This window comes from Streptomyces sp. NPDC001020, from assembly GCF_053599115.1.
The window spans coordinates 1-21,868 of sequence record NZ_JBSFLQ010000044.1 but is presented as its reverse complement, the minus strand read 5'-3'; the positions used below and the strand labels follow the sequence as shown (position 1 = coordinate 21,868).

Annotated in this window: 26 protein-coding genes and 2 pseudogenes; 16 read left to right on the top strand and 12 right to left on the bottom strand. The window is 68.5% G+C overall.

Annotated elements, in window-relative coordinates; genetic code table 11:
* Positions 1–76: 76 nt before the first annotated feature.
* Positions 77–556: a hypothetical protein gene (locus tag ACWDEX_RS31300; RefSeq protein ID WP_450467838.1), complete on the bottom strand. Its 480-nt coding sequence runs from the start codon at positions 554–556 to the stop codon at positions 77–79.
* A gap of 407 nt (positions 557–963) precedes the next feature.
* Here ACWDEX_RS31300 and ACWDEX_RS31295 point away from each other — a divergent pair, with 407 nt between their 5' ends.
* Genes ACWDEX_RS31295 through ACWDEX_RS31285 form a run of 3 tightly spaced genes read left to right on the top strand, consistent with a single transcriptional unit; the run spans position 964 to position 5,147 of the window.
* Positions 964–3,657 carry a bifunctional acetate--CoA ligase family protein/GNAT family N-acetyltransferase gene (locus ACWDEX_RS31295; protein ID WP_450467837.1) on the top strand — a complete coding sequence of 898 codons (2,694 nt, stop codon included), beginning with the start codon at positions 964–966 and terminating at the stop codon, positions 3,655–3,657.
* Positions 3,658–3,670: 13 nt separating this feature from the next.
* Positions 3,671–4,411, top strand: coding sequence for a CBS domain-containing protein (locus tag ACWDEX_RS31290; RefSeq protein ID WP_450467836.1), 741 nt, complete (start codon positions 3,671–3,673; stop codon positions 4,409–4,411).
* Between the two features lie 58 nt (positions 4,412–4,469).
* Complete coding sequence (locus ACWDEX_RS31285) at positions 4,470–5,147, top strand: CBS domain-containing protein (protein WP_450467835.1); 678 nt, start codon at positions 4,470–4,472, stop codon at positions 5,145–5,147.
* 117 nt (positions 5,148–5,264) lie between these two features.
* Here the strand turns inward: ACWDEX_RS31285 and ACWDEX_RS31280 are convergent, their stop codons facing one another.
* Complete coding sequence (locus tag ACWDEX_RS31280; protein WP_450467834.1) at positions 5,265–6,161, bottom strand: DUF1918 domain-containing protein; 897 nt, start codon at positions 6,159–6,161, stop codon at positions 5,265–5,267.
* Positions 6,162–6,388: 227 nt separating this feature from the next.
* On the opposite strand from ACWDEX_RS31280, the gene ACWDEX_RS31275 reads away from it, so the two are divergent.
* Positions 6,389–7,063, top strand: a complete 675-nt coding sequence (locus ACWDEX_RS31275; RefSeq protein WP_450467833.1) for a CBS domain-containing protein — start codon at positions 6,389–6,391, stop codon at positions 7,061–7,063.
* A gap of 21 nt (positions 7,064–7,084) precedes the next feature.
* Here ACWDEX_RS31275 and ACWDEX_RS31270 read toward each other — a convergent pair whose 3' ends face one another.
* Positions 7,085–7,984 carry a universal stress protein gene (locus ACWDEX_RS31270; protein ID WP_450467832.1) on the bottom strand — a complete coding sequence of 300 codons (900 nt, stop codon included), beginning with the start codon at positions 7,982–7,984 and terminating at the stop codon, positions 7,085–7,087.
* A 385-nt stretch (positions 7,985–8,369) separates the two neighbouring features.
* Here ACWDEX_RS31270 and ACWDEX_RS31265 point away from each other — a divergent pair, with 385 nt between their 5' ends.
* Positions 8,370–9,359: an Acg family FMN-binding oxidoreductase gene (locus ACWDEX_RS31265; RefSeq protein WP_450467831.1), complete on the top strand. Its 990-nt coding sequence runs from the start codon at positions 8,370–8,372 to the stop codon at positions 9,357–9,359.
* 243 nt (positions 9,360–9,602) lie between these two features.
* Here ACWDEX_RS31265 and ACWDEX_RS31260 read toward each other — a convergent pair whose 3' ends face one another.
* Positions 9,603–9,965, bottom strand: a complete 363-nt coding sequence (locus tag ACWDEX_RS31260; protein WP_450467830.1) for an ArsR/SmtB family transcription factor — start codon at positions 9,963–9,965, stop codon at positions 9,603–9,605.
* A 35-nt stretch (positions 9,966–10,000) separates the two neighbouring features.
* Here ACWDEX_RS31260 and ACWDEX_RS31255 point away from each other — a divergent pair, with 35 nt between their 5' ends.
* Both ACWDEX_RS31255 and ACWDEX_RS31250 read left to right on the top strand, forming a co-directional pair.
* Positions 10,001–10,489 carry a YybH family protein gene (locus ACWDEX_RS31255; protein ID WP_450467829.1) on the top strand — a complete coding sequence of 163 codons (489 nt, stop codon included), beginning with the start codon at positions 10,001–10,003 and terminating at the stop codon, positions 10,487–10,489.
* A 79-nt stretch (positions 10,490–10,568) separates the two neighbouring features.
* Entirely contained in the window at positions 10,569–10,856 is a 288-nt protein-coding gene (locus ACWDEX_RS31250; RefSeq protein ID WP_382557521.1) for a hypothetical protein, read from the top strand.
* A 190-nt stretch (positions 10,857–11,046) separates the two neighbouring features.
* Here ACWDEX_RS31250 and ACWDEX_RS31245 read toward each other — a convergent pair.
* Positions 11,047–11,163, bottom strand: a pseudogene (locus ACWDEX_RS31245) (cold shock domain-containing protein); the annotation flags it as partial.
* 76 nt (positions 11,164–11,239) lie between these two features.
* The gene (locus tag ACWDEX_RS31240) at positions 11,240–11,500 is read right to left on the bottom strand and encodes a hypothetical protein (protein ID WP_450467828.1); all 261 of its coding nucleotides are present in this window, start codon (positions 11,498–11,500) and stop codon (positions 11,240–11,242) included.
* A gap of 19 nt (positions 11,501–11,519) precedes the next feature.
* Here ACWDEX_RS31240 and ACWDEX_RS31235 point away from each other — a divergent pair, with 19 nt between their 5' ends.
* From ACWDEX_RS31235 to ACWDEX_RS31225, 3 genes are all read left to right on the top strand, one after another.
* A complete protein-coding gene (locus ACWDEX_RS31235; protein WP_450467827.1) occupies positions 11,520–11,846 on the top strand; it encodes a substrate-binding domain-containing protein in 327 nt (108 codons plus the stop codon).
* Positions 11,847–11,918: 72 nt separating this feature from the next.
* Positions 11,919–12,566: a hypothetical protein gene (locus ACWDEX_RS31230; RefSeq protein ID WP_450467826.1), complete on the top strand. Its 648-nt coding sequence runs from the start codon at positions 11,919–11,921 to the stop codon at positions 12,564–12,566.
* 326 nt (positions 12,567–12,892) lie between these two features.
* A complete protein-coding gene (locus tag ACWDEX_RS31225) occupies positions 12,893–13,255 on the top strand; it encodes a hypothetical protein (RefSeq protein ID WP_450467825.1) in 363 nt (120 codons plus the stop codon).
* Between the two features lie 56 nt (positions 13,256–13,311).
* On the opposite strand, the pseudogene ACWDEX_RS31220 reads toward ACWDEX_RS31225, so the two are convergent.
* The 5 genes and pseudogenes from ACWDEX_RS31220 to ACWDEX_RS31200 form a co-directional block, all read right to left on the bottom strand.
* Positions 13,312–13,449 (bottom strand): annotated as a pseudogene (locus tag ACWDEX_RS31220) (IS5/IS1182 family transposase); the annotation flags it as partial.
* A gap of 274 nt (positions 13,450–13,723) precedes the next feature.
* Positions 13,724–14,857: an outer membrane protein assembly factor BamB family protein gene (locus tag ACWDEX_RS31215; protein ID WP_450467824.1), complete on the bottom strand. Its 1,134-nt coding sequence runs from the start codon at positions 14,855–14,857 to the stop codon at positions 13,724–13,726.
* Positions 14,858–15,278: 421 nt separating this feature from the next.
* Entirely contained in the window at positions 15,279–15,773 is a 495-nt protein-coding gene (locus ACWDEX_RS31210) for a hypothetical protein (protein WP_450467823.1), read from the bottom strand.
* Positions 15,761–16,312 (bottom strand): DUF4303 domain-containing protein, encoded by a 552-nt coding sequence (locus ACWDEX_RS31205; protein WP_450467822.1) that lies wholly within the window; start codon positions 16,310–16,312, stop codon positions 15,761–15,763. Before ACWDEX_RS31205 ends, ACWDEX_RS31210 begins: the two co-directional genes overlap by 13 nt.
* A complete protein-coding gene (locus tag ACWDEX_RS31200; protein WP_450467821.1) occupies positions 16,309–16,752 on the bottom strand; it encodes a tetratricopeptide repeat protein in 444 nt (147 codons plus the stop codon). The genes ACWDEX_RS31205 and ACWDEX_RS31200 overlap by 4 nt, the downstream gene beginning before the upstream one ends.
* A gap of 296 nt (positions 16,753–17,048) precedes the next feature.
* Here ACWDEX_RS31200 and ACWDEX_RS31195 point away from each other — a divergent pair, with 296 nt between their 5' ends.
* The 5 genes from ACWDEX_RS31195 to ACWDEX_RS31175 all read left to right on the top strand — a co-directional run bounded on the left by ACWDEX_RS31195 (position 17,049) and on the right by ACWDEX_RS31175 (position 20,123).
* Positions 17,049–17,459: a hypothetical protein gene (locus tag ACWDEX_RS31195; RefSeq protein ID WP_450467820.1), complete on the top strand. Its 411-nt coding sequence runs from the start codon at positions 17,049–17,051 to the stop codon at positions 17,457–17,459.
* Positions 17,460–17,866: 407 nt separating this feature from the next.
* Positions 17,867–17,989 (top strand): hypothetical protein, encoded by a 123-nt coding sequence (locus ACWDEX_RS31190; protein WP_450467819.1) that lies wholly within the window; start codon positions 17,867–17,869, stop codon positions 17,987–17,989.
* Complete coding sequence (locus tag ACWDEX_RS31185) at positions 17,986–18,345, top strand: hypothetical protein (RefSeq protein ID WP_450467818.1); 360 nt, start codon at positions 17,986–17,988, stop codon at positions 18,343–18,345. The genes ACWDEX_RS31190 and ACWDEX_RS31185 overlap by 4 nt, the downstream gene beginning before the upstream one ends.
* 91 nt (positions 18,346–18,436) lie before the next feature.
* Complete coding sequence (locus ACWDEX_RS31180) at positions 18,437–19,513, top strand: hypothetical protein (RefSeq protein ID WP_450467817.1); 1,077 nt, start codon at positions 18,437–18,439, stop codon at positions 19,511–19,513.
* A 112-nt stretch (positions 19,514–19,625) separates the two neighbouring features.
* A complete protein-coding gene (locus tag ACWDEX_RS31175) occupies positions 19,626–20,123 on the top strand; it encodes a hypothetical protein (RefSeq protein ID WP_450467816.1) in 498 nt (165 codons plus the stop codon).
* 280 nt (positions 20,124–20,403) lie between these two features.
* On the opposite strand, the gene ACWDEX_RS31170 is transcribed toward ACWDEX_RS31175, so the two are convergent.
* On the bottom strand, positions 20,404–21,024 hold the full coding sequence (locus tag ACWDEX_RS31170) for a TetR/AcrR family transcriptional regulator (RefSeq protein ID WP_450467815.1): 621 nt from the start codon (positions 21,022–21,024) through the stop codon (positions 20,404–20,406).
* A 355-nt stretch (positions 21,025–21,379) separates the two neighbouring features.
* Between ACWDEX_RS31170 and ACWDEX_RS31165 the strand changes: the two genes are divergently transcribed.
* Complete coding sequence (locus tag ACWDEX_RS31165; RefSeq protein ID WP_450467814.1) at positions 21,380–21,736, top strand: hypothetical protein; 357 nt, start codon at positions 21,380–21,382, stop codon at positions 21,734–21,736.
* Positions 21,737–21,868: the final 132 nt, after the last annotated feature.

Here is a 21,868-nt window from a genome sequence, read left to right as displayed (position 1 = left end):
TCCCGTGCGCCTCCCGGGCCGGGGCAACGGTTGGTCAGGGCGCGGGCGCGAACCACCCCCGCGACCCACCCGGCGCTCACGGCGCTGCCCGCGGTCCGTCCGCGGCGCGGAGGGCGTTCGCGACCACGCGGTCCACCAGGGCCGGCATGCGCTCTCGCGCCCGCTCGCGCACCAGCGAGGCAGCGCGTTCCCCGGCCGAGCGAAGGGCCTCCGCTTCCTGCAGGGTGGCACGGTACACGGAGGCCGCAACCTCCTCCCGGACCTGCGGAGCGCGGGCCCGCGCCTCTGCCACGGTCTCCTCGGCCTGCCGCGCGGCACTCTCCCGTATCGCCTCGGCCTCACGGTCCGCGGCCGCACGGATCCGGTCCGCCTCCTGCTGAATGCCAGTCAGCAGCGCGAGCGACGGCTCCAGTTCTGCGGCGCGCTCCGCCGCCCGGTCGGCGGGAACTCCGGTGACGGCTGCTCCCGGCGCACCGGTCGGACGGAATCGCGCCAGGAAATCCCGCAGGCTCACCACGAGCGTCCTCCTGCCGGTCTGCTCCTCTTCCAGTCTCACCGCTCCCGTGCAGGCTCGCATCGGATGGACCGCATCGCCGCTCCACCAGGGCTGTTCGGCTCTTGGCCAGGGATGGTGGAGCGTAAGACTGGGACCGTAGGCAATCCGACGGAGTCCGGAGGCCGCCGTGAGCAGGCGCGAGAACTACTCCACAGACGCCGAGGCCCGCCATGCCGTGACACAGTGGCAACGGCACCGAGACAGCACAACTCCCCTCGTGTTTTGCCGTGCGGCTGCCGCTCCCGCAGTCTGCCGCGAGGCGGGCGGTTGCTGTGGCTTCTCCTCAGCGGCTGCGCCGGTCTTCCGCTTCAGGGCCGACCGGCCCTCTTCCCACCCCGCTCAGCCCATGTGATCGCAGTCACCGTCGCCGGATGCTCGACATGGCGACAGGTGGGAGGAGACCCGCGATGACGGACGACACGTTCAGCCGCCCGCCGACACACGCCCTTCTCGCGGACGGCACCACCGTGTGCATACGGCCCGTGGAGCCGAATGATCACGAACGGTTGCGAGGGTTCTACGAGGGGTTGTCTCCCGAGAACCTTCGGCTGCGGTTCTTCGCGGTCAGCCCGAGATTGGCCGCTATGGCCGCCGACCGTGCGTGCGCTCCGGTGTGCCCCGGTCACCGAGCGCTGCTGGCCGAGGCCAAGGGTCGGGTGCTGGGCCTGGCCGAGTACTTCACCGGGGATGACAAGGACGTGGCCGAGGTCTCCGTCGCGGTCGCCGAGGGCCTGCACCACCGCGGTGTCGGCACCCTCCTCATCGAGCATCTGGTCTCGGCGGCCCGTGCAGAAGGCATCACTGCGTTCAGGGCCGACGCACTGAGCGAGAACCTCGACGTGCTCCGACTCTTCGCCGACCTCGGCCTGCGCACCAGGCGCCACTTCGAGGGGCCCGAGGTCCGGTGCACCATCGCACTCGACGAGGACGACACCTATCTCTCGGCCGTGGAGGCACGCGGCCGGGCCGCCGACGTGGCCAGCCTGGAGCCGCTGCTCAGGCCGGACGCGGTCGCCGTCGTCGGCGCGGGGCGCAAGCCGAGGTCAGTGGGGCGAGCCATCCTGCATCACCTGCTCGCGGGCGGCTTCACTCGACCTCTCTTCGCAGTGAACCCGAACGCCGACTCGATCTTGGGTGTGCCCTGCCACCCGGCGATCGGTGCCCTGCCCAGGGTCCCGGAGCTGGTGATCGTCGCCGTGCCCGCCGCCGCCGTCCCGGTCATCGCCGAGGAGTGCGGCAAGGCTGGTGTACGGGCGCTCGTCGTCGTCACCGCCGGCCTCGACCGCACCCATGCCCAGACGTTGATGACCACGTGCCGCGCGTACGGCATGCGGCTCGTCGGCCCGAACTGCCTCGGCGTCTCCAACACCGATCCCGAGCTGCGCCTGGACGCCACCTTCGCCGCCGACCACCCGCTGCCGGGCACCGCGGGCGTCGCCGCGCAGTCCGGCGGGGTGGGAATCGCGTTGCTCGACGGGCTGTCCCGGCTTGGCATCGGTGTCTCGTCGTTCGCGTCCCTCGGCGACAAGTACGACGTCAGCAGCAACGACATGCTCCAGTGGTGGGAGAGCGACGGCCGCACCGAAATCGCCCTGTTGCACCTGGAGTCCTTCGGCAACCCGAGGGCGTTCTCCCGCACCGCGCGGCGCGTCACCCGCCACATCCCCGTCCTGACCGTGGACGCCGGCCGCACCGACGCGGGTCGCCGCGCCGCCGCCTCGCACACCGCGGCGGCTGCCACCCGCACCATGACCCGGCAGGCGCTGTTCACCCAGGCCGGTATCACCGCCACCCGCTCTGTCGGTGAACTCCTCGAGGTCGCCGCCCTGATGCATTCCGAGCCGCTCCCCGCCGGTATGCGCGTCGCGATCGTCGCCAATGCGGGCGGCGTCGGGGTCCTGGCAGCCGACGCATGCGTGGAGGCGGGTCTCGGACTGCCACTGTTCACCCCCGCGCTCATCGAGGACCTGCTCTCCGCGCTGCCAGAGGGAGCAGCCGTCGGCAACCCCGTCGACACCACCGCGGCCGTCGCCGAGGACCAGCTTCGGAACTGCCTGGACCGGCTCCTCGACTCCCCGGAGATCGACGCCGTACTGGTGGCCCTCGTACCCACGGCGGTCGCCGCGGCGGCCGGTGAGGACCTGACCCGCGCCCTCACCAGCGATCCCGGACACCGGACGCGACCGGTCGTCGCGGTACGCATCGAACAGGACCTGCCGGTGAAGCTGCTGCCCGCGACCGCCGGCCGGGCCATTCCTTCGTACGCCGACCCCCAGGCGGCGGCACGGGCCCTCGCCCACGCCGCACGCCGGACGGCCTGGCTCGCCCGGACCGAAGGCACCGTCCCGGCCCTCTCCGGAGTCGACACCCCGCATGCCCACGCGGTCGCCGACGCGTACCTCGAGCGGTACCCCGACGGCGGCTGGCTCGACCCGCACACCTGCGCCGACCTGCTGGCGTGTTACCGCATCCCACAGCTCCCGTGGGCCTGGGCCGTAACCGAGGACGCCGCCCTGACCGCCGCCAAGCGGCTGCGCGGACCCGGCGGCCGGATCGTCATGAAGGCCCACTGGCCGGGCCTGCTGCACAAGAGCGAGCAGCATGCCGTCCACCTCGACCTCCAGAGCGACTCGCAGATACGTGCCGCTTTCCGTGACTTCGAAACCCGGTTCGCCGACCTGATGACCGGCGTGGTCGTCCAGCCACTCGCCGCCCGCGGCATTGAGTTGTTCGCCGGTGTAGCCCAGGACGAGGTCTTCGGCCCTCTGGTCCTCTTCGGTCTCGGCGGCACCGCGACCGAGGTACTCGCCGACCACGCCGCCCGCCTGGCCCCCCTCACCGACCAGGACGTCCACGACCTGATCACGGCCCCACGCTGCGCCCCGCTCCTGTTCGGTGCGCACGGAGCCGGGCCTGTCGACCTCGAGGGCCTGGACCAACTGCTCCTGCGCGTGTCCCGTATGGCGAGCGATCTACCGCAACTCGCCGAAGCCGACTTCAACCCCGTCCTTGCCGCACAGGACGGAGTGACCGTGCTCGACGCACGCGTACGCCTGCTGCCCCGCAGGCCCCAGGACCCGTATCTGCGTCGACTCCATTGAGAAAGGAACGGACGTGAAGTACAACAAGGTCGGATCCGTGATGACCACAGATGTCATCCGTGCCGAGTACCGCACTCCGTTCAAGGAAGTCGCGCGACTCCTCTCTGACCGCCGGATCAGCGGACTGCCCGTCGTGGACGACAGGGACAGGGTCATCGGTGTCATCTCCGAGACGGACCTGGTGGAGAGGCAGTCGGAAGCCCTCGGCACGGGCGAACCGAAAGGCCGCTTCCCGCTCGCCCCGTTGACGCCCGGGGCTCGCAGGCAGGCCGCCAGGTCCAGGGCCTTCACCGCCGGTCAGCTCATGACCTCACCCCCTGTCACCGTGCACGCGGAGGAGACCATCGCCGCAGCCGCGCGGACGATGGCGCAGCGCCATGTGAAGCGGCTGCCGGTGGTGGATGAGGAGGACCGGCTCGTCGGGATCGTCACCCGCCGGGACCTGCTCCAGGTCTTTCTGCGGGCCGACGCGGAGATCCGCACCGAGGTGATCGCGGACGTGCTGATCCACACGCTGCGGCTGGCACCCATGACCATCGACGTCTTCGTGGTCGAAGGCGTGGTCACCCTCACCGGCCGGCTGGAACGCAGGAGCGAGACGGAGATCGCCGCCTCCCTGACCGGGCAGATCGACGGCGTGGTCGCGGTGATCGATCAGCTCACCTACCGCTTCGATGATTCCCGCCTACCGCCCGACGAGCAGCCATCGCACGACATCGCCGATGACCCGGTGCGCGATACCGGGAGGAGGTGACGGGCCATGCCCGCCACAGAGCCACCAGTCGCCACCGTCCGACGGGAGGAGGTCCGACATGCCCGAGACTCCGCACATCGTGAGCGATGTGATGACCTGGCAGGTGGTCGCGGTCAGACGCGACGCACCCTTCAAGGAGATCGTCCGGACCATGGGGCAGTGGAAGGTCAGCGCCCTACCGGTCCTGGAGGCTGATGGGCGCGTCATCGGTGTGGTCTCGCAGGCCGACCTGCTACCGAAGGAGGAGTTCCACGACCGCGATCTGACGCTGCACGAGCAGCCTCAACGCCTGTCCGACGTCGCGAAGGCGTCAGCGGTGACCGCCGAAGAGGTCATGAGCTCGCCCGCCATCACGGTGCATCCCGACGTCACACTGGCCCAGGCAGCCCGGATCATGGCGGTGAGGCACGTCAAGCGTCTTCCGGTAGTGGACGACGAGGACATACTCAAGGGCATCGTCAGCCGTGGCGATCTACTGAAGGTCTTCCTGCGGCCGGACAAGGACATCGAGGAGGAGGTGCGCCGCACGGTGGTGTCCTACCTGTTCCCCGCCCTCAGCCACACCATCCACGTGAACGTGCACGAGGGAGTCGTCACGCTCCGCGGAACGGTCCAGGACACCTCGCTCATCTCGGTTGCCGCACGCCTCATCCGCGCCGTGGAGGGCGTGGTGGGCGTCGAGCCCCACGTCACCGGCGAGACCGGAGCACCGGCAGGACCCGAAGGCACTCGGTGACGGGACCCTCAGCGCGGCTGGTGGGTGCTCGTCGGCCGCGAGCAGGCGTGTGCGGAGGTTGCCCCGAGGTCCTGGTCGCGGAATGCACACCGGTTGAACGGCAGACCGTGGTCAGCCTCACCGATCAGCGGGCTCGATACGGCGACCTGTGAGACGCCTGGGCTGGATCGACACCCACATCTCACGTACGCCGCCGGCCCACGGCTCGGTGTGGACATGCTCGGCGAGCCGCCGCACGGCGTCGGGCTCCGTGACAACCCGCGCGGTACCGACGACGAGCACGCTCCAGCCACGGCTCATGGCCTCGTCCACATGGTCGACCTCAAAGGCGACCTCCATTCCCACGGCCGCTGCGGGCACGGTGTCAGGCATGGTCCGGTAAACGATCGCGTCATCGATGACCTCGTAGTTCACCGGGACGACCGCCGGGCCATCGGGGGTCGACACCGCGACGCGCCCCACACCATGTGTGGACAGCAGGGCGCGGCATTCGTCGGGGCTGAGGTCCCGTAGCCGAGGGTGCAGGAGCGCGTGGCCCTGGCCCGGCGGCAGATCGATGCCACCCCCGCACAGGGCCTCGACGCTGGTGCCGAGCGCGTCGGCCAGGCGGATGAGAGTTGCCGTGCTCGGCTCGGCTGGATGTTCTTCGAGGTATGCGAGGTACTCCGGCGCCATGACGGCGCGGCGGGCGGCTTCTCCCCGGCTCAGGCCCTGTCGCTTGCGTTCGGCGGCCACGCGCCTGCCGATGTCGCCGGGGTTGGGTACCCCGGCAAGCGAGGTCGCGCCGGATACCGCACCTTCTGCCTCGTGGTTGCTCACGGGCTCGTGCCCGACATGACGCAGGTGCGCGTCGGGCCCCGGGAACACCAGGGTCACCTCGCCCGTGTCCGACCAGCGCACGTCATAGGGAGGCGTCCCATCCGCGTGGTGGAGTCCGACGATCTCGCCGTCGCGCCTGGTGGCGCCGGTCGTCGGACCTTCGATGACGAGTTGATCGCCGAGGTGAGCTCGCATGATCGCCGCCCTTCCCGCACAATCGTGCTGTACCCAACGTGCCACGCGCGATATGCCGACGCATGCGGTGGCGGCCCCAGGCCCAGGGGGTTGGTTCGGCCCGGACGGGGAGATCTCGGGACCACCGGCCTCCAGAACGGGCCAGGCGGCCCACCCGTAGCGACATGTTCCCGACACAGCGGACGCGTGACCACTACCGGCTGTCACGACCGGAAGGGAGCGCGGACGTGCACCACAGAACCGTCGAAGAGCTCATGACCCGAGACGTCGTGCGGGCGCGGCGTGACATGCCGTTCAAGGAGATCGCCAGGCTACTGGCGGAGAACGATGTCACTGCCGTACCCGTGGTGGACGAACTGGACCGTCCCATGGGCGTGGTGTCCGAAGCCGACCTGCTGCGCAAGTGCACGGACCAGACCGACCCGTCCGGCCGGACACCGATTCCGCATCTGGAGGCGTGGGAGCGGGCCAAGGCCGAGGGAGCCAGAGCCGAGGAACTGATGTCGGCTCCCGCGGTGTGCGCGCGTCCGGAGTGGAACGTGGTCGAGGCGGCCCGCCTGATGGAGGTCCACCACGTCAAGCGACTGCCTGTGGTGGACGAGGCGGACAGACTGCAGGGCATCGTCAGCCGCGCCGACCTGCTGCGGATCTTTCTGCGCCGTGACGATGCCATCCGCGAAGAGATCACCGAAGATCTGTTGCACCGCACGATGGGCCTGACGCCCTCGGAGGTGACGGTCGAGGTGCGTGAAGGGCAGGCCACCCTCGGCGGATCCGTCGAGTTCAGAAGCCTGATCCCCGTCATCGAGCGGCTGTGCCGGAGCGTGGACGGCGTGGTCTCGGTCTCCGAGCACATCACCTACCAGACCGACGACACCAGGCCTCCTCCCACCGGAACATGAGGCTGAGCCGACAGTTACGGATCAAATGGGCTCCGTCATGCCTGGCAGTTCCGGTACGACTACCACCGGGCACTTGGCATGATGCAGCAACGTGTGTGCCGCCCGCCCCAGTTGGAGTTCTCCGTGGTCATGAGTGCGCCGCACGCGCACACCGATGATCAGGAGGTCCGCAGAGGCCGAACGCTGCAGCAGAACCTTGTCGGCCACTCCCTCGACCGTGGAGCGGTTCACCCGGACGGCCGGATGGTCAACCATGGCGTCCTGTAGCAGAGCATCGATCAGTGTGGACGCCCGCTCCTCGTAATAGAGCGCCGGATCTCCGGCCAGCAAAGGGTGCTCCAGGGGCTGGTGTGCGGGTCGGCGCCAGACACGGACGACGTCCAGAGGGCAGCGTCGCGTCTCGGCCTCACGCAGGGCGAAACGGGCTGCCATGCCACTCGTGCCGGGTTCGCCTGCGCCGAGCATGATGCGCTCGTGTGTGCTCTCCAGTCCCGCCTTGTCCCCGCGGACCACGATCACCGGCCCGGAGGCGCGGCCCGCCACGGCAAGGCTGACCGAGCCCAGGAGCATCCCTTTCAGCTCGCCACGGCCGCGGGATCCCGTCACCACGGCCGTGGCGTTGTGGCCCTCATGCAGCAGCGCGTGCACCGGGTCGTCGGCCAGAACATCCGCAGTGACCTTCACCTCCGGGTTGCGGCGCCGAACACGTTCCGCAGCGGTTCCGATGATGTACTCCTCCATCGTCTGATGCGAGGGGCGCTGCAGGGCGCCCGAGGGCGCGAAGTGCTCGTAACGCTCCCACAAAGACGCGTGTACCAGCCGCAGCGGCAGTCCGTGGCGTGCCGCCTCGTCAGTCGCCCAATCCACCGCCTGAAGGCTGGATTCAGATCCGTCGACGCCTACGAGCAGGGGCAGTTCCATGATCCCTACCGCCTTTCGTCACTGCGGGTACCCGCAGCAGGTCCCACTGCCACCATCACGCTCGTCAGCGGACGGAGCGAGGGGCGATCCTTCCTTTGTGGGGGCCATTAGGCCCCAAGCTGTATCGCAGTCGGCAGCCGAGTGCGTGTCCACCTGGTACACGCCCGCGACGACCGACCCGGGCTTTCGATGACGGCGCCCGCCCCGACGAGGGTCCATTCGGCCCCCGGTGAGGTACGAGCGGCCCCTGTCATTGCGCGCCGCGCGCCTCCCAGTCTGAGAGCGTGACCGTTCGCCTCATCAGCGGCATGAAGGGGACGGCGTACGAGAGCGCTCGAGCCGACCACGACAAGGCAGCGACCGGCCGGCACGAAGGGAGGTACCGGTGACCGCACCACCCCTGGACGCGTCCACCGTCACCGCGTTCGTCGAGGACGCCACGGCGGCCCCGTCACTGCTCAACGCACAGCCCTGGAAGTTCCGCTTCTTGCGGGACGACGGCATCCTGCAGCTGTACGCCGACCCCGAACGCACGCTCCCGAAGAGCGACCCTGACGGGCGCGGCCTGCATCTGGGTTGTGGCGCCGCACTGTTCAACCTGAGGGTGGCAGCGACAGCAGCGGGCTGGCAGCCCGCCACCCGGCTTCTGCCTGACATGGCCGATCCCGAACTGCTCGCCAGAGTGGAGTTCACCCGCACCCCACACCTCGACGACGCTCTCGCTCTTCTCTACCCGGCAATCCACCGACGTCATACCAGCCGGGCTCCGTTCCGTGAGGACGACATACCGACCGACCTGACAGACGGGCTGTGCGCAGCGGCCGACCTCGAAGGTGCCCGGTTGGTGTTCCCTGATGCCTGGCATGTGCAGTCGGTACTGGACCTGGTGCACGACGCCGAAGGCCAGGAGGCGCAAGACCCCGGTCTACGCGGCGAGACAATCCGCTGGGCCCGTACGGATCTCGTCGGCGAGGCGAAGGCTTCGGACGGGATCCCCGTCGAAGCCTTCGGACCCGTCCAGTGGGGAGCCAGCTCCCCCGTACGCGACTTCGCCGTCGGTCGGACGATACCCGGTCGCGGCTGGGCATCCTTCGAGAAACGGCCCCACATCGCCCTGCTGGGTACGGAGAGTGACCGGCCCCTGGACTGGCTGCGGGCCGGCCAGGCGCTGGAGCGTGTTCTGCTCCAGGCCACCTTGGACGGCCTCGTCGCGTCCCTGGCCTCCCAGCCCCTCGAATGGCCCGAACTCCGGTGGGCGGTGCGTGACCCGGTGTCGGCCATGGGGCACGTACAGATGGTGATCCGTCTCGGATACGGCCCCGAGGGCCCCACGACTCCGCGCCGGCCCGTGGCGGATGTGCTCGACATCGTCTGACGGCTCGCCGTCAGAGACACGCACCCGAGTGCTTCTTCAGGTCGAAGGAGGCGAGAACCGCGGTGGCCGGATGAGCGAGGCGCTCCCCGGAGCGGCCGAGGCGGTGGCGACCGGTGGGTCGGTGACTGGCGGACGGTCGCATCGCTCCGAACTGCGGGGCCGCATGGGCCGGTTGACGGTGAGCGGGCTGCGCAAGCAGGCGTGGCGCCTTCGGCCAGGGTCACACCGAAGGCGCGCCAAGCATCAGTCCCGCGGACTCCCCTCTTCGAGCCGCTCGGCGATCACCAGGTCGAGCAGGCCGGGGAACGCCGCGTCGAACTCCGGGCGACGCAGGCGGTTGAGGCGGCGCGGGCCCTCGTCGCGTTGCTCGATGACCCCGGCGGCGCGCAACACCGCGAAGTGGTGGCTCCGGGTGGCCTTGGTGACCGGCAGGTCGAAGGTGCCGCACGCCTTCGTCCAGTCCGGCAGCCCGGCCAACTCCCGTACGATCGCGCGCCGTACGGGATCCGCGACCGCGGTCAGCGCGTCCTGCAAGGGCACGTCGCGCGGATGCGTGTGAGTCAGGCCACGAGCCCGCGCACTGTTCGATGATTGTCGTACACTCATGTGGTCGACCTCCATCGAACACTTTAGGGGTTTTCATGGCACGGCAGCTCGACATCTCCTTCGGCCCCGGTTCCCGCAACCGGATCGACGAAGCGGTCTCTCCCGGCATCGACGGCGCGCTGGCCGCGCTGGAGACGTTCTACTTCTCCTTCAACAACCGTGATCTCGACGTCTTCTCCCAGGTGTGGACCAAGGATCCGCTGGCGCAGCTCAACAACCCGCTCGGCGGCATCCTGCGCGGCGGCGACGCGATCACCGCGCTGTACGCCCAGGTCTTCCACGGCCCCGCCCGGGTCACTGTCACCTTCGGCGACGTGGTCGAGTACGCCGACGACACCCACGCCGTGTTCGCCGGACGCGAGAGGGGAGAGTACGCGGTGAACGGTGGCGAGGCCGTACCGCTGTCGATCCGCACCAGCCGCTACTTCCGCTACGAGAACGGCCGTTGGAGCCAGTTCCACCACCACGGCAGCATCGACGACGCCGCGGCACTGGCGGCGTACCAGGCCGCGATCCGGGGCTGATCCGGGGCTGAGGGGCCGCAGCGAGCGGTAGCCTTCCGCACACTGAGTCCTGCGGCAACTCGCGTGAGATCATCCGTCCATGAGCAGCGACCTGGAAGTAAGTGCTCTGGCGATCAATGTCACGATCCCGCAGGCGCTCCGCTGGACGGATACTCGACGCGGTGAAGCGTTCACGCTGACCACACTCAACGTCCGGCTTCTCCCGGACGGTCACCTCGCCGTGAAGGCCTATGGCAGACCAGTCGGTGGCGGTCGGGGCGCATACGTCTCGTTCCCTGTCCCCGATAAACCCGAACTCGCGGCCCTGGTCTCCGACGCTGCCAGCCGTGCCGGGGCGTTGTGGGCCGCCCATCGTGGTCTCGGCTGATCTCAGGGCGCATACACCCGAGTCTTCTACGAGCTGTACGCCTCCGAGCGCGCTTCCAGGATCACGCGAACGCGCCACACACCCTGCGCATGCTGCGCGAACGAAAGCAGTAGCTCGCCGACCCGCCAGAGGTCACGGGGGTCCGCACCATGACGGTGCGGACCCCGGTGAGCAGATACGCCTCTGGCGATCAGGCGGGGACGATGTTCTCCGCCTGCGGGCCCTTCTGGCCCTGCGCGACATCGAGGGAGCCCCAGTGACCCTCCTGAAGCTCACGGAAGCCCTGGGTCGCAATGTTCGAGTAGGGGATCAGGTACCGAGGGCGTGACGGAGGGCACGCCCGAGGAGGTGCTGGTGCCTACTTGCCGAGCCACTGGTCAGATTCAGGAGGCTTCATCCAGGAAGCGGTTGATGCTGATTTCCAGGTCTAGCGCCTCTGACTCCCGGTCGGCCGGAACCAGTTGGTACGTGCGACGCAGCCAGCGCTCGACCGCCGTGAGTGCAGCGGTCAGGTGCGCGGACCCATGCGGAGAGACCCTTCGGTCACTTGGCCGCTTGATGGTCTCGTCCTCACCGCCGGGCAGCGCAAGATGGTCACCTGGCCGGAACTGACCGCTGTCAGCCAACCCGCTCTTCGACATCACCGGCGGACGCCAGGCCGCAATGGACCTGCTCACCCTCCCCGACAGGCCCACCGCGCTCTTCGCGGTCAACGACCTCGCCGCCCTCGGCGCCATGGGCGCCGCCCGCGACCTGGGCCTACGCCCGGGCAGTGACTTCGCCCTGGTCGGCCTCAACGACACCCCCCTCGCCGCCGAACTCCCCATACCGCTGACCAGCGTCCACTCACCCATGGCCGAACTCGGCCGCACCGCCGTACGCCAACTCCTGCACCGCATCGCCGGTGAACCCGCCACCTCCCAGCACCTGAGCCCCCAACTCGTCACCCGCGCCTCCAGCGGCGCCCCCATCGGCCCCGCACTCAGCTGAGAGCGCCGCCCGCATGCGCACCGACCGACCTGCGGCGTCACCGTCGTCCACAGCTCTTCAGTTCACCGCCGCATGAACACCGTCCCGGGACGGGTCCTGTCCGCGCTGGACGGGGCGGCGGGCCGGGAGGAGGAGCTGGCGGCGGCGGTGTACCGGGCATCGGCGCATCTGCACCGGGATGCGGAGGCTGGCGTGCGGCGGCAGCTGCTGGCGTTGGACGCGGCCCGGTACGGGGACCGCGGGCTGGCGGCGCGGATCACGGCTGTGCCGGTGGAGGGCGAGCCGGCGGCACGTTGGGGGGTGGACTGGGCCACGGGCGGCATGGTCACCCCGCAGCTCAGACACACCCTGACCAGTCATACCCGGGGGGTGTGGGCGGTGGCGACGGCTGTGGTGGACGGCCACCCCGTCGCCGTCACCGGCAGCCACGATCACACGGTGCGGGTCTGGGACCTGACCACCGGCCAGCCGATCGGCGAACCCCTGACCGGCCACACCCGCGAGGTGGAGGCGGTGGCGGCGGCTGTGGTGGACGGCCGCCCCGTCGCCGTCGCCGTCACCGGCAGCTGGGTTGAGACGGTGCGAATGTGGGACCTGATTACCGGCGAACAGGTCGCGACCCTGCCCTTCCCGGAGCTTGTCCTGGTGGTGGCGGTGGCGCCGGGCGGAGAATTGTTGGTCGGATTCGGCGGGGAACTCGCCTGTTTGTCCCCCCGCTGACCTCACAGACCACGCTGGGCCTGCCCGCACCGATGCCGCCGTGCCATACGGCACTGATACGGTGGCCGTGACCGTCTGGCACCGGACAGCATGTGTCACCGGCGGCAGCAAGATGGCGGGCCCAGCGGCGTGCGGGCCCGCACCCGCCGAAGCGGACGACAAGGCGACGATGCCGAACCCCCCGGGCGAACGCACACACCTACTCTCGACCGCCGCAATCCCTCACCTCGCATCAGCTGGTGAAGCAGTACAGGCGTTGCGCCACGCCGTCACGGCGGGCTGAACCACCAGCCCGCACCCCCAGGTCGATGGAAGCGTCACCAGGCATGGCGGCCACCACGACCAAGCAGCCACCGTCCGCAACGGTACTGGGGAGTTGGTCCTCGTTGAAGAAGCCCTACTGGCAGCCGTATTGGTGGCGGCTGCTGTTCCGTGCAGACGGTTCGTCGGGGTGGGAGGTGATGGGCCCCAAGCCGGTCCACCAGGTTCCGAACGATGCGCTGAAGAACGCGTCCCTCGAGGCATGGGCCCACGCCTTGCTGGAGGAAGCGCCGAACGAGCTGGGCGACCTGTGTGGCGACCTGCTTCTCGAGTGTTACGAGGAGCCCGCCCCCACAGAAGGCACTCCACCCGTGTATTCACGCCAGATACGGCTGCCGGGATACACATTGCCGAGCCCGCGCGGATAGGCGGGCACTCCTGGGCGGCGTTTCGGGCGGTCGTCCCAGCGGTGGGTGGTCCAGGCTCATCGGATCAGGCTACGGACAGTGATAATTGCGTCTGCGAGGTCGAAGAAGGCATCGATGACGGTGGTGCGCCGCTCGTAGCAGCGGGCAAGGCGGTGGAAGGCATTCTGCCAGGCGTGCGTGCACTCGACATGCCACTCGCTATGGCTGCCGCGTCGTTGACGGCGGTCGGCCGGCGGTCGGCCGGCGGTCGGGTCCGCGGCTCAGCTCGGTTGTGGCCTCGTGCCCTTCGGCCATGTCGCACCGGCAGTGGCGGACGCGGTGTGCGGGCACGGGCATGCCGTTGAAAGCATCCTGCTGGGCACCCCGCGAACTGGTCCGTGACTGACCGGTTCCAAGGACAGCGTGCTCTGCTTGCCCCTGACCCGCCCCCGGGAAGACCACTGTCCCACCGCCAACTCACGGCCCCAGTCACCGACCACCCAAGATATGAGAAAAGGGTGCGAAACGGGACGGCATCTGTCCGGTCCGCGCGTCGATGGCTTTCAGCCTGTCCACGTGGGTCTGGATAAAGGCGATGCCGTTCCAAAGGACGGGGACACTGCCGCCCAGGGAGCCCAGGTATCGCTTCCAACGCCGGATGCCGGTGGCTAGATCGATGGCATACAGGTAATTCATGTCCCGGCCGGAGATAAGCCAGCCCGAGGTGCCGCTGAGGGCGACAGCCGAGGCGCCATTGGGGTTGGCCGACTGCCAGCAGATTTCGCCGCTGGCGGCGTCGACGGCGTAGGAGGCACACCTGCGCGTCCGGGAGTACTGTGGCTTTCTCGTGCTGAAGTACACAGTGTCGCCCAGAACCGAGGCACTTTCCAGAATGAGTCCCTCGTATGCCTGGGCCCACAGGACCTCGCCGTCTTCCGCGGCATGCGCGAACAGCTCCGACTGGACGGCGGCGTAGACGACTCCGTCCCCGACGCATGGGGTATTGGACGCATTCACGAAACCGCTGTCGCACTCTACCCGCCACAGGCGGTCGCCCGTGGCGGCGTCGAATGCGGTCAGGTCGCCGACATCACTGGTGAGGAAGATCCGTCCGTCGGCGAGGGCAGGATGGGTCCGGGAACGGTCGAAGACGTCGGTTCTCCAGAGAAGTTCACCGCTGCCGAGGTCCAACGCGAACAACTTCGAAGGGTTGGCGCCGCGGTTGTACAACCAGGCGGAGTCCACCCCGTACACCACACCGTTGTCAGCCACGAGTCGTACCCGACCGTCACAGCGGTAGCGCCAGCGCTCCCGACCGTCCTCGGCACCGAGCGCGTACAGCCTCCCTATTTGGTCGGTGACACAGACAATGCCGTCACAGACCACGGGAGAGGGGGTGTAGCCCATACGCTCTCCGATCGCGGTGCTCCAGCGCACGGTTCCCGTCGCAGCGGACAGTGCGTAGCAGACGCCGTCCTGGGAGCAGACGTACACCGTGCCGTCACAGACGGTCGGAGGCTGAAGGTCCTTGTGTCTTCCGGCCCGGAACTGCCAGGGCCGGAAATCCTGGGGGACTGTCCCCTCGGGGTAGACCCCGTTCCGGGTCGGGCCGCCCTGCAGCATCGCCGTTGAACTCGTCATCGCCCCTCATCTCCTGTCCATCACGTGTGGTCAGTTCTCGTGCGGCGGATCTGGGTGCGCGACACCACTGCGCCGATGTTCTTCCCGAAGCCTCCGCCTAGGCTGCCCTGCCGTCTTGGGAAACGAACCAAGATCAGCGGGTTAGGTGGACGTGCGACGCCAAGCAAAACCGCGGCTCTCATCACTCATGGGCTCATCGTGGTATGCCCTGTCCGGGGCTTGCAGGGTGCATCTTGGTCCACAACCCGACAACGCCGCTTCATGCGACGACCGGCTTGATCACCCTCCTCGGCCGCTTCCCAAGATCAGCGCCAGAGCCTCCAGCTCGCGAATAGAGCCAGCCCAACAGGCCCACACCGGAGGGGGAGTTCAGAAACAGGCACGGACGGGCAGCCGGACCTCCTCACAGACATTGCCAGCAGTAGAGCTGCTCGTCGGCTTCGCGAGCCCGCCTGGCGAGTTGGATGAGTTCCTCGGCTACCGGTTGCATGTCCTCGGCGCGCGCTCCGTGCAGTTCCTCCGCTTGTACCCATGCGGCAGTGATGGCCGGCACTTCGAGGTCGCTCACCGCCGCCAGGGTGTCCCGTACCGGAGGACGGAGTTCGGACACCCACGGTCCCGTCAGCCAGGGGCTGGCCTCGTCCTCGGTGTCCTCCGGGCCTGGGACCGGGGAGGCCGGCCACACGGTGGCCTCCTCGACCAGGTCCACCTGCCACGCAACCTGCCGAATGGCAGCGATCAGCATCGCCAGGACAACGGTCGGATCCACCCCTTTGGCCTCGACTCCGTCGAAGACACGGTGCTCTGTGCCGAGTGGGGACTCGCCATCTGTCTGTTTGAGCGCTCGGACAACGGATGCGGCGTCAGGTGCGCGGAAGTAGTCGATCAGAACACCCATTGGGTCTGGTGTGGCGGGTTGAGACGGCGGATCCAGTCCGCCTCCCGTTCCGCGTCCGTGTGGTCGGAGACGGCGAATACCACGACGGTGTCGTCGTCCCGCTCAAGGATGTTCTCCGCCAACAGTGTCTCCAACGTCACCACGCACGCCTCGTACGCACTCTCGCGCCACTGGCACAGATCCAGGCTGCCGAGACTCATGGAGCGTGTGAGCAGGTGCCGGTTCACCTCGGTGAAGTACTCATGGCCCGCCCCCTCGTGCGCCCATTCGGCCGGGCTCCACCGGTAGTACTCCGCGTCGTCCGGATCGGCGGCCTGGCTGCGGGCCAGATGGTCCCGGGTGTTGACCGCGCAGCAGACCGTCATCGCCGCCGCATCGGAGTACAGCGCGTATCCGCAGCACTCCGTGCCGCCGAACGCCTCCGCGAGGCGGGTGAAGGCCGAACGTGCGGCAGGCAGCAGCATGGTCAGCAGCGATTCGCTCCCGGGTGCGGGGGGTGTTTCCCCGGGACGGTACTCCCGGGCCCGCCCGGCGCTCATCCTGAACTCCGGTCATGATCGAGGTCGGCGCGGGTCCGCAGGAAGGCGAGATACCTGGGGTCGTCCTCATCGAAGATGTCAGGACCGCCGCCCATGTAGGCCCGCATCAACTCATCCGCCGCTCGGTCGTGGTCGCCGAGTTCCAAGGCGTTCTGGCCCAGACGGAGATGGATGAAGGGGTTGCCCAGTCCGCCTGGGCACCGGACGGCGTTGTGGAAGCACCGGTACGCCCTGTCGAAGACGCCCTGCCGAAAATGCACGTCACCGATCGCCACGTAGATCCAGGTCGCCGCCGCCCAGTCACTCGGATCATCCGGCAGCAGTCGCAGGGCCTCCACGTACAGCGCCTTGGCTTCGTCGAGCCGCCCCTCTTCGGCCAGGGTGTCGCCGCGACGGCACAAGGCGTCGATCTCGGCGGAGAGGCGGTCGGGCAGGGGCACGGCTGTTCCTTCGATCCTTGTGCTCGTGTACGGGTGGCTGGTTCAGCTCGGTTCTTCGCCGAGGACGTTCCAGCCACGTGCACGGTAATGGATGTCAGCCCAACTTTGGAAGGCATTCCATGATTGAGGGAGGTACAAGTAGGATCCCTCTCGTGAAGATCCGAACTCGGCGAGAGCAGGGCGTTGGCCGAGGACGGGAGGCCGGTCTGGTGCCGGAGTACGCACAAGCGGTGCGGCGCCTGATCGAACTCGTGCCGGCCCTGGTGCCAGCACCCTCGGATGATTGAACAGCGACAATGACTTTTGCACTCCATGCCTTCCTCGGCCCCGACGCCCCAGAGATGTCGAACGAGTCACTGGCCGCTGACCTGCGCGAGCTCTTCGAAGACGAAGCGGGCTTCACGCTGCAGTGGGAGCGGCTTCCCTTCTCCAAGGGCCCTACGCTCGCCCTCAGATGGGGAGCATGGCTGACGCGCGTCGCTTACGAAGAGAGCCAGACTGTCGCTGAGGATGCGCGCTTCGTGCACGCAATGACCGGAGGATCGGTACCGATTGATCTCTCGGCTGCCACAAGACGGGTCCGGGTCGTTTTCGGGGACGACGATGCCCGCGAGTACACGGACCAGATCATCTCGCTCATGGACTACCTGAGTGAGATCAAGGGTGCGATTGTCTACGATCCTCAGCAAGCCGATGTCCTGCGGTGATTCCCGCTCGAAGCCCCTCGAAGACGAGGCGAGCTGTGCGACGATCACCGCGGCTCGGCGCACGACCACGCCCGAGGACCTGCTCGCCGCCGTGGTCCGCAAAGCCGGTCCACGAGCTGAACGCGGTGATGGCCAACCGGTACGTCCCGCCCGAGGAGTTGACTGACGACGCCCCCAGAGTCGACCCGGGACTGGTCCCCAGCCATGTGGAGGAACCTGGCGCCACCCCCGTCGCCGCAAGGGATCCGACTGGCCCGGCCGCTTGCGGAGACCGCGACCACGAGCTCTCGCCAACCCCAGAACTCCGCGACACCGTTCTCGCCGTCATCGCCGCCCGTCCCGGGCCGGGCCGCCGAGGCCCGGCAGATCCTAGGGAGACGAGGACACCGCGCCGCAGAGGAGACCCCGTGCTGAGCCTGTCCACCTGGCGGGCCCGTTTCGACCCCGACCGGCTGAGGGCGCTGCACACCGGGCAGCCCCTGTTCAGGGACGGCTCTGACGTACCGCCGCGCGGCAATATCGCCTCATGACGGTGGGCGAGGCATGGCGGAAGATACAGCCGCTGCGCGTTCCCGCCGGCTGGACGATGGGCTGGAACGGCCTCTACGAAGTGGACCCCGGGCCCGACACCATCGACTGGCTGTACGGGTCCGTGCTGATCAGCGCTGACCACGCGGGTACGGGACTGTCCTTCGACACGCGCTGGGAGCCGGAAGGCGATCCTCAGGGGTATTACGTCGTGGACTTCCTGTGCCTGGATCGACGTAGGGACGGCGGGGTGGGTGCTGGGGTCCTGCTCGGCACCTGGACGACGCGGAGTCGCCCCGCACTCGTGGCGGCCTTGGAGGAGTTCATGTTCACACGCAAGGTACCGGGCGCGGCCTAGAAGACTCATGAAAATCTTGGGGTTCTGGCCCATGTCCGGCGGGGCAGGAGCCCGCGGCAGTGGATGAGTCGTTGCAGCGGAGGACCCACACGTGATCGAACAGTTGGACATAGTGGGCGAGGAGGCTGCGTGCTCACTCGCCGGAATCCATGCGCGTTCGTCGATGGCGGGCGGCGCCCGGGTGGTGATCGGCGCCGACGCGTCGGTGATTCTTTCCGACGCCGTGGACGAGCTGGGGGTGAGCGGGGTGTGGAGCGGTGAGCTGTTCCGGCTGATGGGCCCGGCGTCGGCCGTGGTGCGAGCACGGCTGGTGGAGGAGTTGGACGGTCCCCTCCCCGTACATCTTTTCGTGCGTGTCTTCGGGGGCTGCCGCTATCTGGGCGTGGGCCGGCCGGTTTATTCGTCCTGTGCCGACGGTGAACTGCTCCAGTGCGACCTGAGGATCGAGCCCCCGCTTGCGCCCGAGGTCCTGGAGGAGGTGCGGCCGACCGGTCCGTCACCGCAAACGCCGAGCCTGGACTGGCTCACGCGGCTGGGGGAGGATCGTGTCAGGGCGCTGGGACACTTTGCCACGGGCTGGTACCCGCGGCCGGGTCTCGCCCCGGCCGTACCCGGTGCGGTGCCCGCCGACCTGCCGCGTGCCCTGCGGGAGTTCTACCAGCTCGCCTACCAGCGGCCCGAGATGCTGGGCAGGCAGAACCGGATCCTGCCGGCCACCGAGCTGCGCTCGGGCGTGGATCCGCGACGGGTCGTCTTCGGCGAGGAGAACCAACTCTGCTTCCACTGGGAGCTGGACCCGGCCGAGACCGACCCGGTCGTCTGGCTGACAGCGGCGGAGGACAGCGCCGAACGCGAGCCGCTCAGTGGCTTCCTGATGCAGTTCTCGTTGTTCGAGGCGATGACCGGAGCACCGTACCAAGCCCAAGCCTGGTACACGCCGGTGCCAGAGCCGCTCGTGCGGGACCTCACCGACCGGTTGCGTCCCGTGCCGCTCCGGCCGTGGCAGTGGCCGGCCGACCCGACGACGTTCCACGTCGCTCCCGGCCTCATCGCATGCGCCAGTGACCTGGGCGACGGCATGTTCGAGATCACGATCGGCGCACGGCACCGCGGTGCGCTGCGGCCGTTCGGTGAGTTGGGCATCGACTGGTCGTCCTTCGATGGATGACGTCGTCATGACCCGCCACTACCGCGACGCGTGCGCCAGGCGACCATACGGCGGCCGCTTCGGCCTCTCGTCCCCAGAACGTGCTGTCACACCCCGACCGTACGCTCGCGCCATGAGTATCTCCCTCTACTACCAGGCGAGCCGGGCGGAGCCGCTGACCGAGGTCGAGACGGCCGCCATCCAGCGCGTCGTCGCCGCCCATGCAGCCTCGTTCCCGTATGCGGACGAAGAACAACTGTTCCTCTACGGTGCAGACAGAAGCGCCCCGGATGAGATCCTCGCCGGATCCAGCAAACTGCCGCTCGATCTCGACCGGTTGCTTCCGGTGATCACCCACATCCTGGGCTCCCTCACCCGGCTGCGCCGCGCCCTCGACGGCGAATGGCACGTGCACCTGGACGACGTGGACCTCCCGTGGGACGAATCCGAGGGCTATGTGTTGCCCGACACGGACGACACAGGCCGTGCGGCTGCCGAGCCGACCGGAACTGACGCGGTTCAAGGCGAGGAGAGCGCGTCGTGCGGAACACTGCCAGAACTCTCCAACATCGGCCTACGAGTTGGGGCAGTCAAGGCAGCTACGCGAGACGACGGGGCCACCAAGCGGTAGACCCGAGGGACGCCGTACTCCGCCTGCAGCTTCTCCCCCGACAACCTGCCGACCTGTCCCGTCCACGAAAGTCTGCAGAGCAGCGCGAGGGCGAGCGCACTACGACCAGGACCTTGACGGCGGTCGACGACTGAACCGTCATCTGATGCCGTCCGATGCCCTCCAAAGGCAGTCCTCGGCCGACGAGATGCTGATGGAGTCGTCCCCGTACCTCGCATTCAACGCCGGAGTCTTCGCGAAGGTACGCACCCCGGAACACGTGACTGGTGCATGGGCAGGGTCAGGTCCTGGCGTCAAGACCGCGGGTGATCACGGTGAGGATGGTGTCGAGTACGGGGCCCATGTCCTGCGGGTCGACGTGGAGGCGGTCGGCGCGCCAGCTCAGGGCGAGGATGCCGTTCATGGCGGCCCACAGGGCGTAGGCTGTGGCTCTGGGGTCCAGGTCGGGGTTGAAGGAGCCGTCGGCGATACCGTCGCGCAGTGCGGCGGTGAGTTTGGCGTTCTGTTCGTCAACGAGGTCGGCGATGCTCTTCAGTGACCCGGCGTCGGCGGGGGGTTCGGCAAGCAGTCGGAAGTGGTGCGGGCGTTCCAGGGCGAAACGCGCGTAGGCGTCGGCGGCCAGCAGGATGCGTTCGCGCGGGGTGCCGGGGGTGGCGTACGCGGCGTCCATGTACTCCCGGTTCTCCCGGAAGGCCCACTCGGCCACCGCGACGAGGACCGCGGATCTTCCGCCCACCCGGTTGTAGACCGTCTGCACGGCCACGTCGGCGCGTTCGGCGACGGCTTCCAGGGTCAGGGCCGTGGGCCCGCCCGCGACGAGGATCGCCTCCGCCGCTTCGATGATCGACTGCCGCGTCGCGGCGGCCCGGCGGGCCGTTCGTGAGGTCTCGTTCGCTGCCACAGGGCGACTTTACAGAACCCCAAGGTTTTATGCTCTTCCACGGTTGGAATCTCCTCCAATACTGTGTCTGTCGGTGTGGCCGGAACGGATGGGTTGTGGTGGCGGTGGCGGACCGCGGATTTTGAACGGCGTGGAGTCGCGGTTCCGGCCTGGTGGCGTCCCGAGCGTCCGGTCGTCCGGGCCGACCGGACGGCGGATGATTGCGATGGGGTCCCGGAGGATCCCTGTTGCGGCGGCCGGGATTCTCTCCGCCTCGCTGCTGCGGCGCCTGCGGGGTCCATGGAGGCGATCGGAGGGGCTCTCGACCGTGATCTCAGTCGAACAAGTGGTCAACCGTGCTGGTGACGATGGCGTGATGCCGTTGCTCACCCTGGACGAGTTCTTCGACGGCAACGACAACGAGGGATGCATTGCGCCGAACCAGTGGGGCTATGGGAGGCCTGCTCTTGCGGCACTGGCCGAACGCCTTCGCGCTGTCGAGAGACACGAGGGCGTTGCCTGGGTCCGGGTACAACTGCACCCGGAGACGTTGGAGACGGAGGAGCTGGCCGGGGAGGCCGTCGCTATCTGTGTCATGGCGGATCAGAGTGTCTGTGCCGCGTGGATCGAGGGGCTCGAGAGCAGCGGTGTGATCCCGCAGCTAGTGGATGTCTACCGTGATGTTCCGGAGGTACCGCACGGCGCGACGGTGTGGTCCGTGGTATGGGACTAGAAGACTCATGAAGACCTCGTTGAGGGGCTGTCCGGCCGCAGGCCGGGCGGCCCCTCGGTCTATGCGGTGGCCGCGCTGATCGTCCAGGTGCTGCCTGCGCGGGTGAGTCCGAGGTTGATCAGTCGGCGGAGG

Excerpts from the sequence above, each read along its gene's own strand:
- ACWDEX_RS31250 (WP_382557521.1), top strand. The coding sequence starts at position 10,569 with ATGAGCAGCGACCTGGAAGTAAGTGCTCTGGCGATCAATGTCACGATC.
- ACWDEX_RS31235 (WP_450467827.1), top strand. The coding sequence starts at position 11,520 with ATGGACCTGCTCACCCTCCCCGACAGGCCCACCGCGCTCTTCGCGGTC.
- ACWDEX_RS31175 (WP_450467816.1), top strand. The coding sequence starts at position 19,626 with ATGAGTATCTCCCTCTACTACCAGGCGAGCCGGGCGGAGCCGCTGACC.
- ACWDEX_RS31230 (WP_450467826.1), top strand. The coding sequence starts at position 11,919 with ATGAACACCGTCCCGGGACGGGTCCTGTCCGCGCTGGACGGGGCGGCG.
- ACWDEX_RS31205 (WP_450467822.1), bottom strand. The coding sequence starts at position 16,312 with ATGAGCGCCGGGCGGGCCCGGGAGTACCGTCCCGGGGAAACACCCCCC.
- ACWDEX_RS31210 (WP_450467823.1), bottom strand. The coding sequence starts at position 15,773 with ATGGGTGTTCTGATCGACTACTTCCGCGCACCTGACGCCGCATCCGTT.
- ACWDEX_RS31280 (WP_450467834.1), bottom strand. The coding sequence starts at position 6,161 with ATGCGAGCTCACCTCGGCGATCAACTCGTCATCGAAGGTCCGACGACC.
- ACWDEX_RS31195 (WP_450467820.1), top strand. The coding sequence starts at position 17,049 with ATGACTTTTGCACTCCATGCCTTCCTCGGCCCCGACGCCCCAGAGATG.
- ACWDEX_RS31295 (WP_450467837.1), top strand. The coding sequence starts at position 964 with ATGACGGACGACACGTTCAGCCGCCCGCCGACACACGCCCTTCTCGCG.
- ACWDEX_RS31165 (WP_450467814.1), top strand. The coding sequence starts at position 21,380 with ATGCCGTTGCTCACCCTGGACGAGTTCTTCGACGGCAACGACAACGAG.
- ACWDEX_RS31270 (WP_450467832.1), bottom strand. The coding sequence starts at position 7,984 with ATGGAACTGCCCCTGCTCGTAGGCGTCGACGGATCTGAATCCAGCCTT.
- ACWDEX_RS31185 (WP_450467818.1), top strand. The coding sequence starts at position 17,986 with ATGACGGTGGGCGAGGCATGGCGGAAGATACAGCCGCTGCGCGTTCCC.
- ACWDEX_RS31260 (WP_450467830.1), bottom strand. The coding sequence starts at position 9,965 with ATGAGTGTACGACAATCATCGAACAGTGCGCGGGCTCGTGGCCTGACT.
- ACWDEX_RS31255 (WP_450467829.1), top strand. The coding sequence starts at position 10,001 with ATGGCACGGCAGCTCGACATCTCCTTCGGCCCCGGTTCCCGCAACCGG.
- ACWDEX_RS31225 (WP_450467825.1), top strand. The coding sequence starts at position 12,893 with ATGGCGGCCACCACGACCAAGCAGCCACCGTCCGCAACGGTACTGGGG.
- ACWDEX_RS31285 (WP_450467835.1), top strand. The coding sequence starts at position 4,470 with ATGCCCGAGACTCCGCACATCGTGAGCGATGTGATGACCTGGCAGGTG.
- ACWDEX_RS31215 (WP_450467824.1), bottom strand. The coding sequence starts at position 14,857 with ATGCTGCAGGGCGGCCCGACCCGGAACGGGGTCTACCCCGAGGGGACA.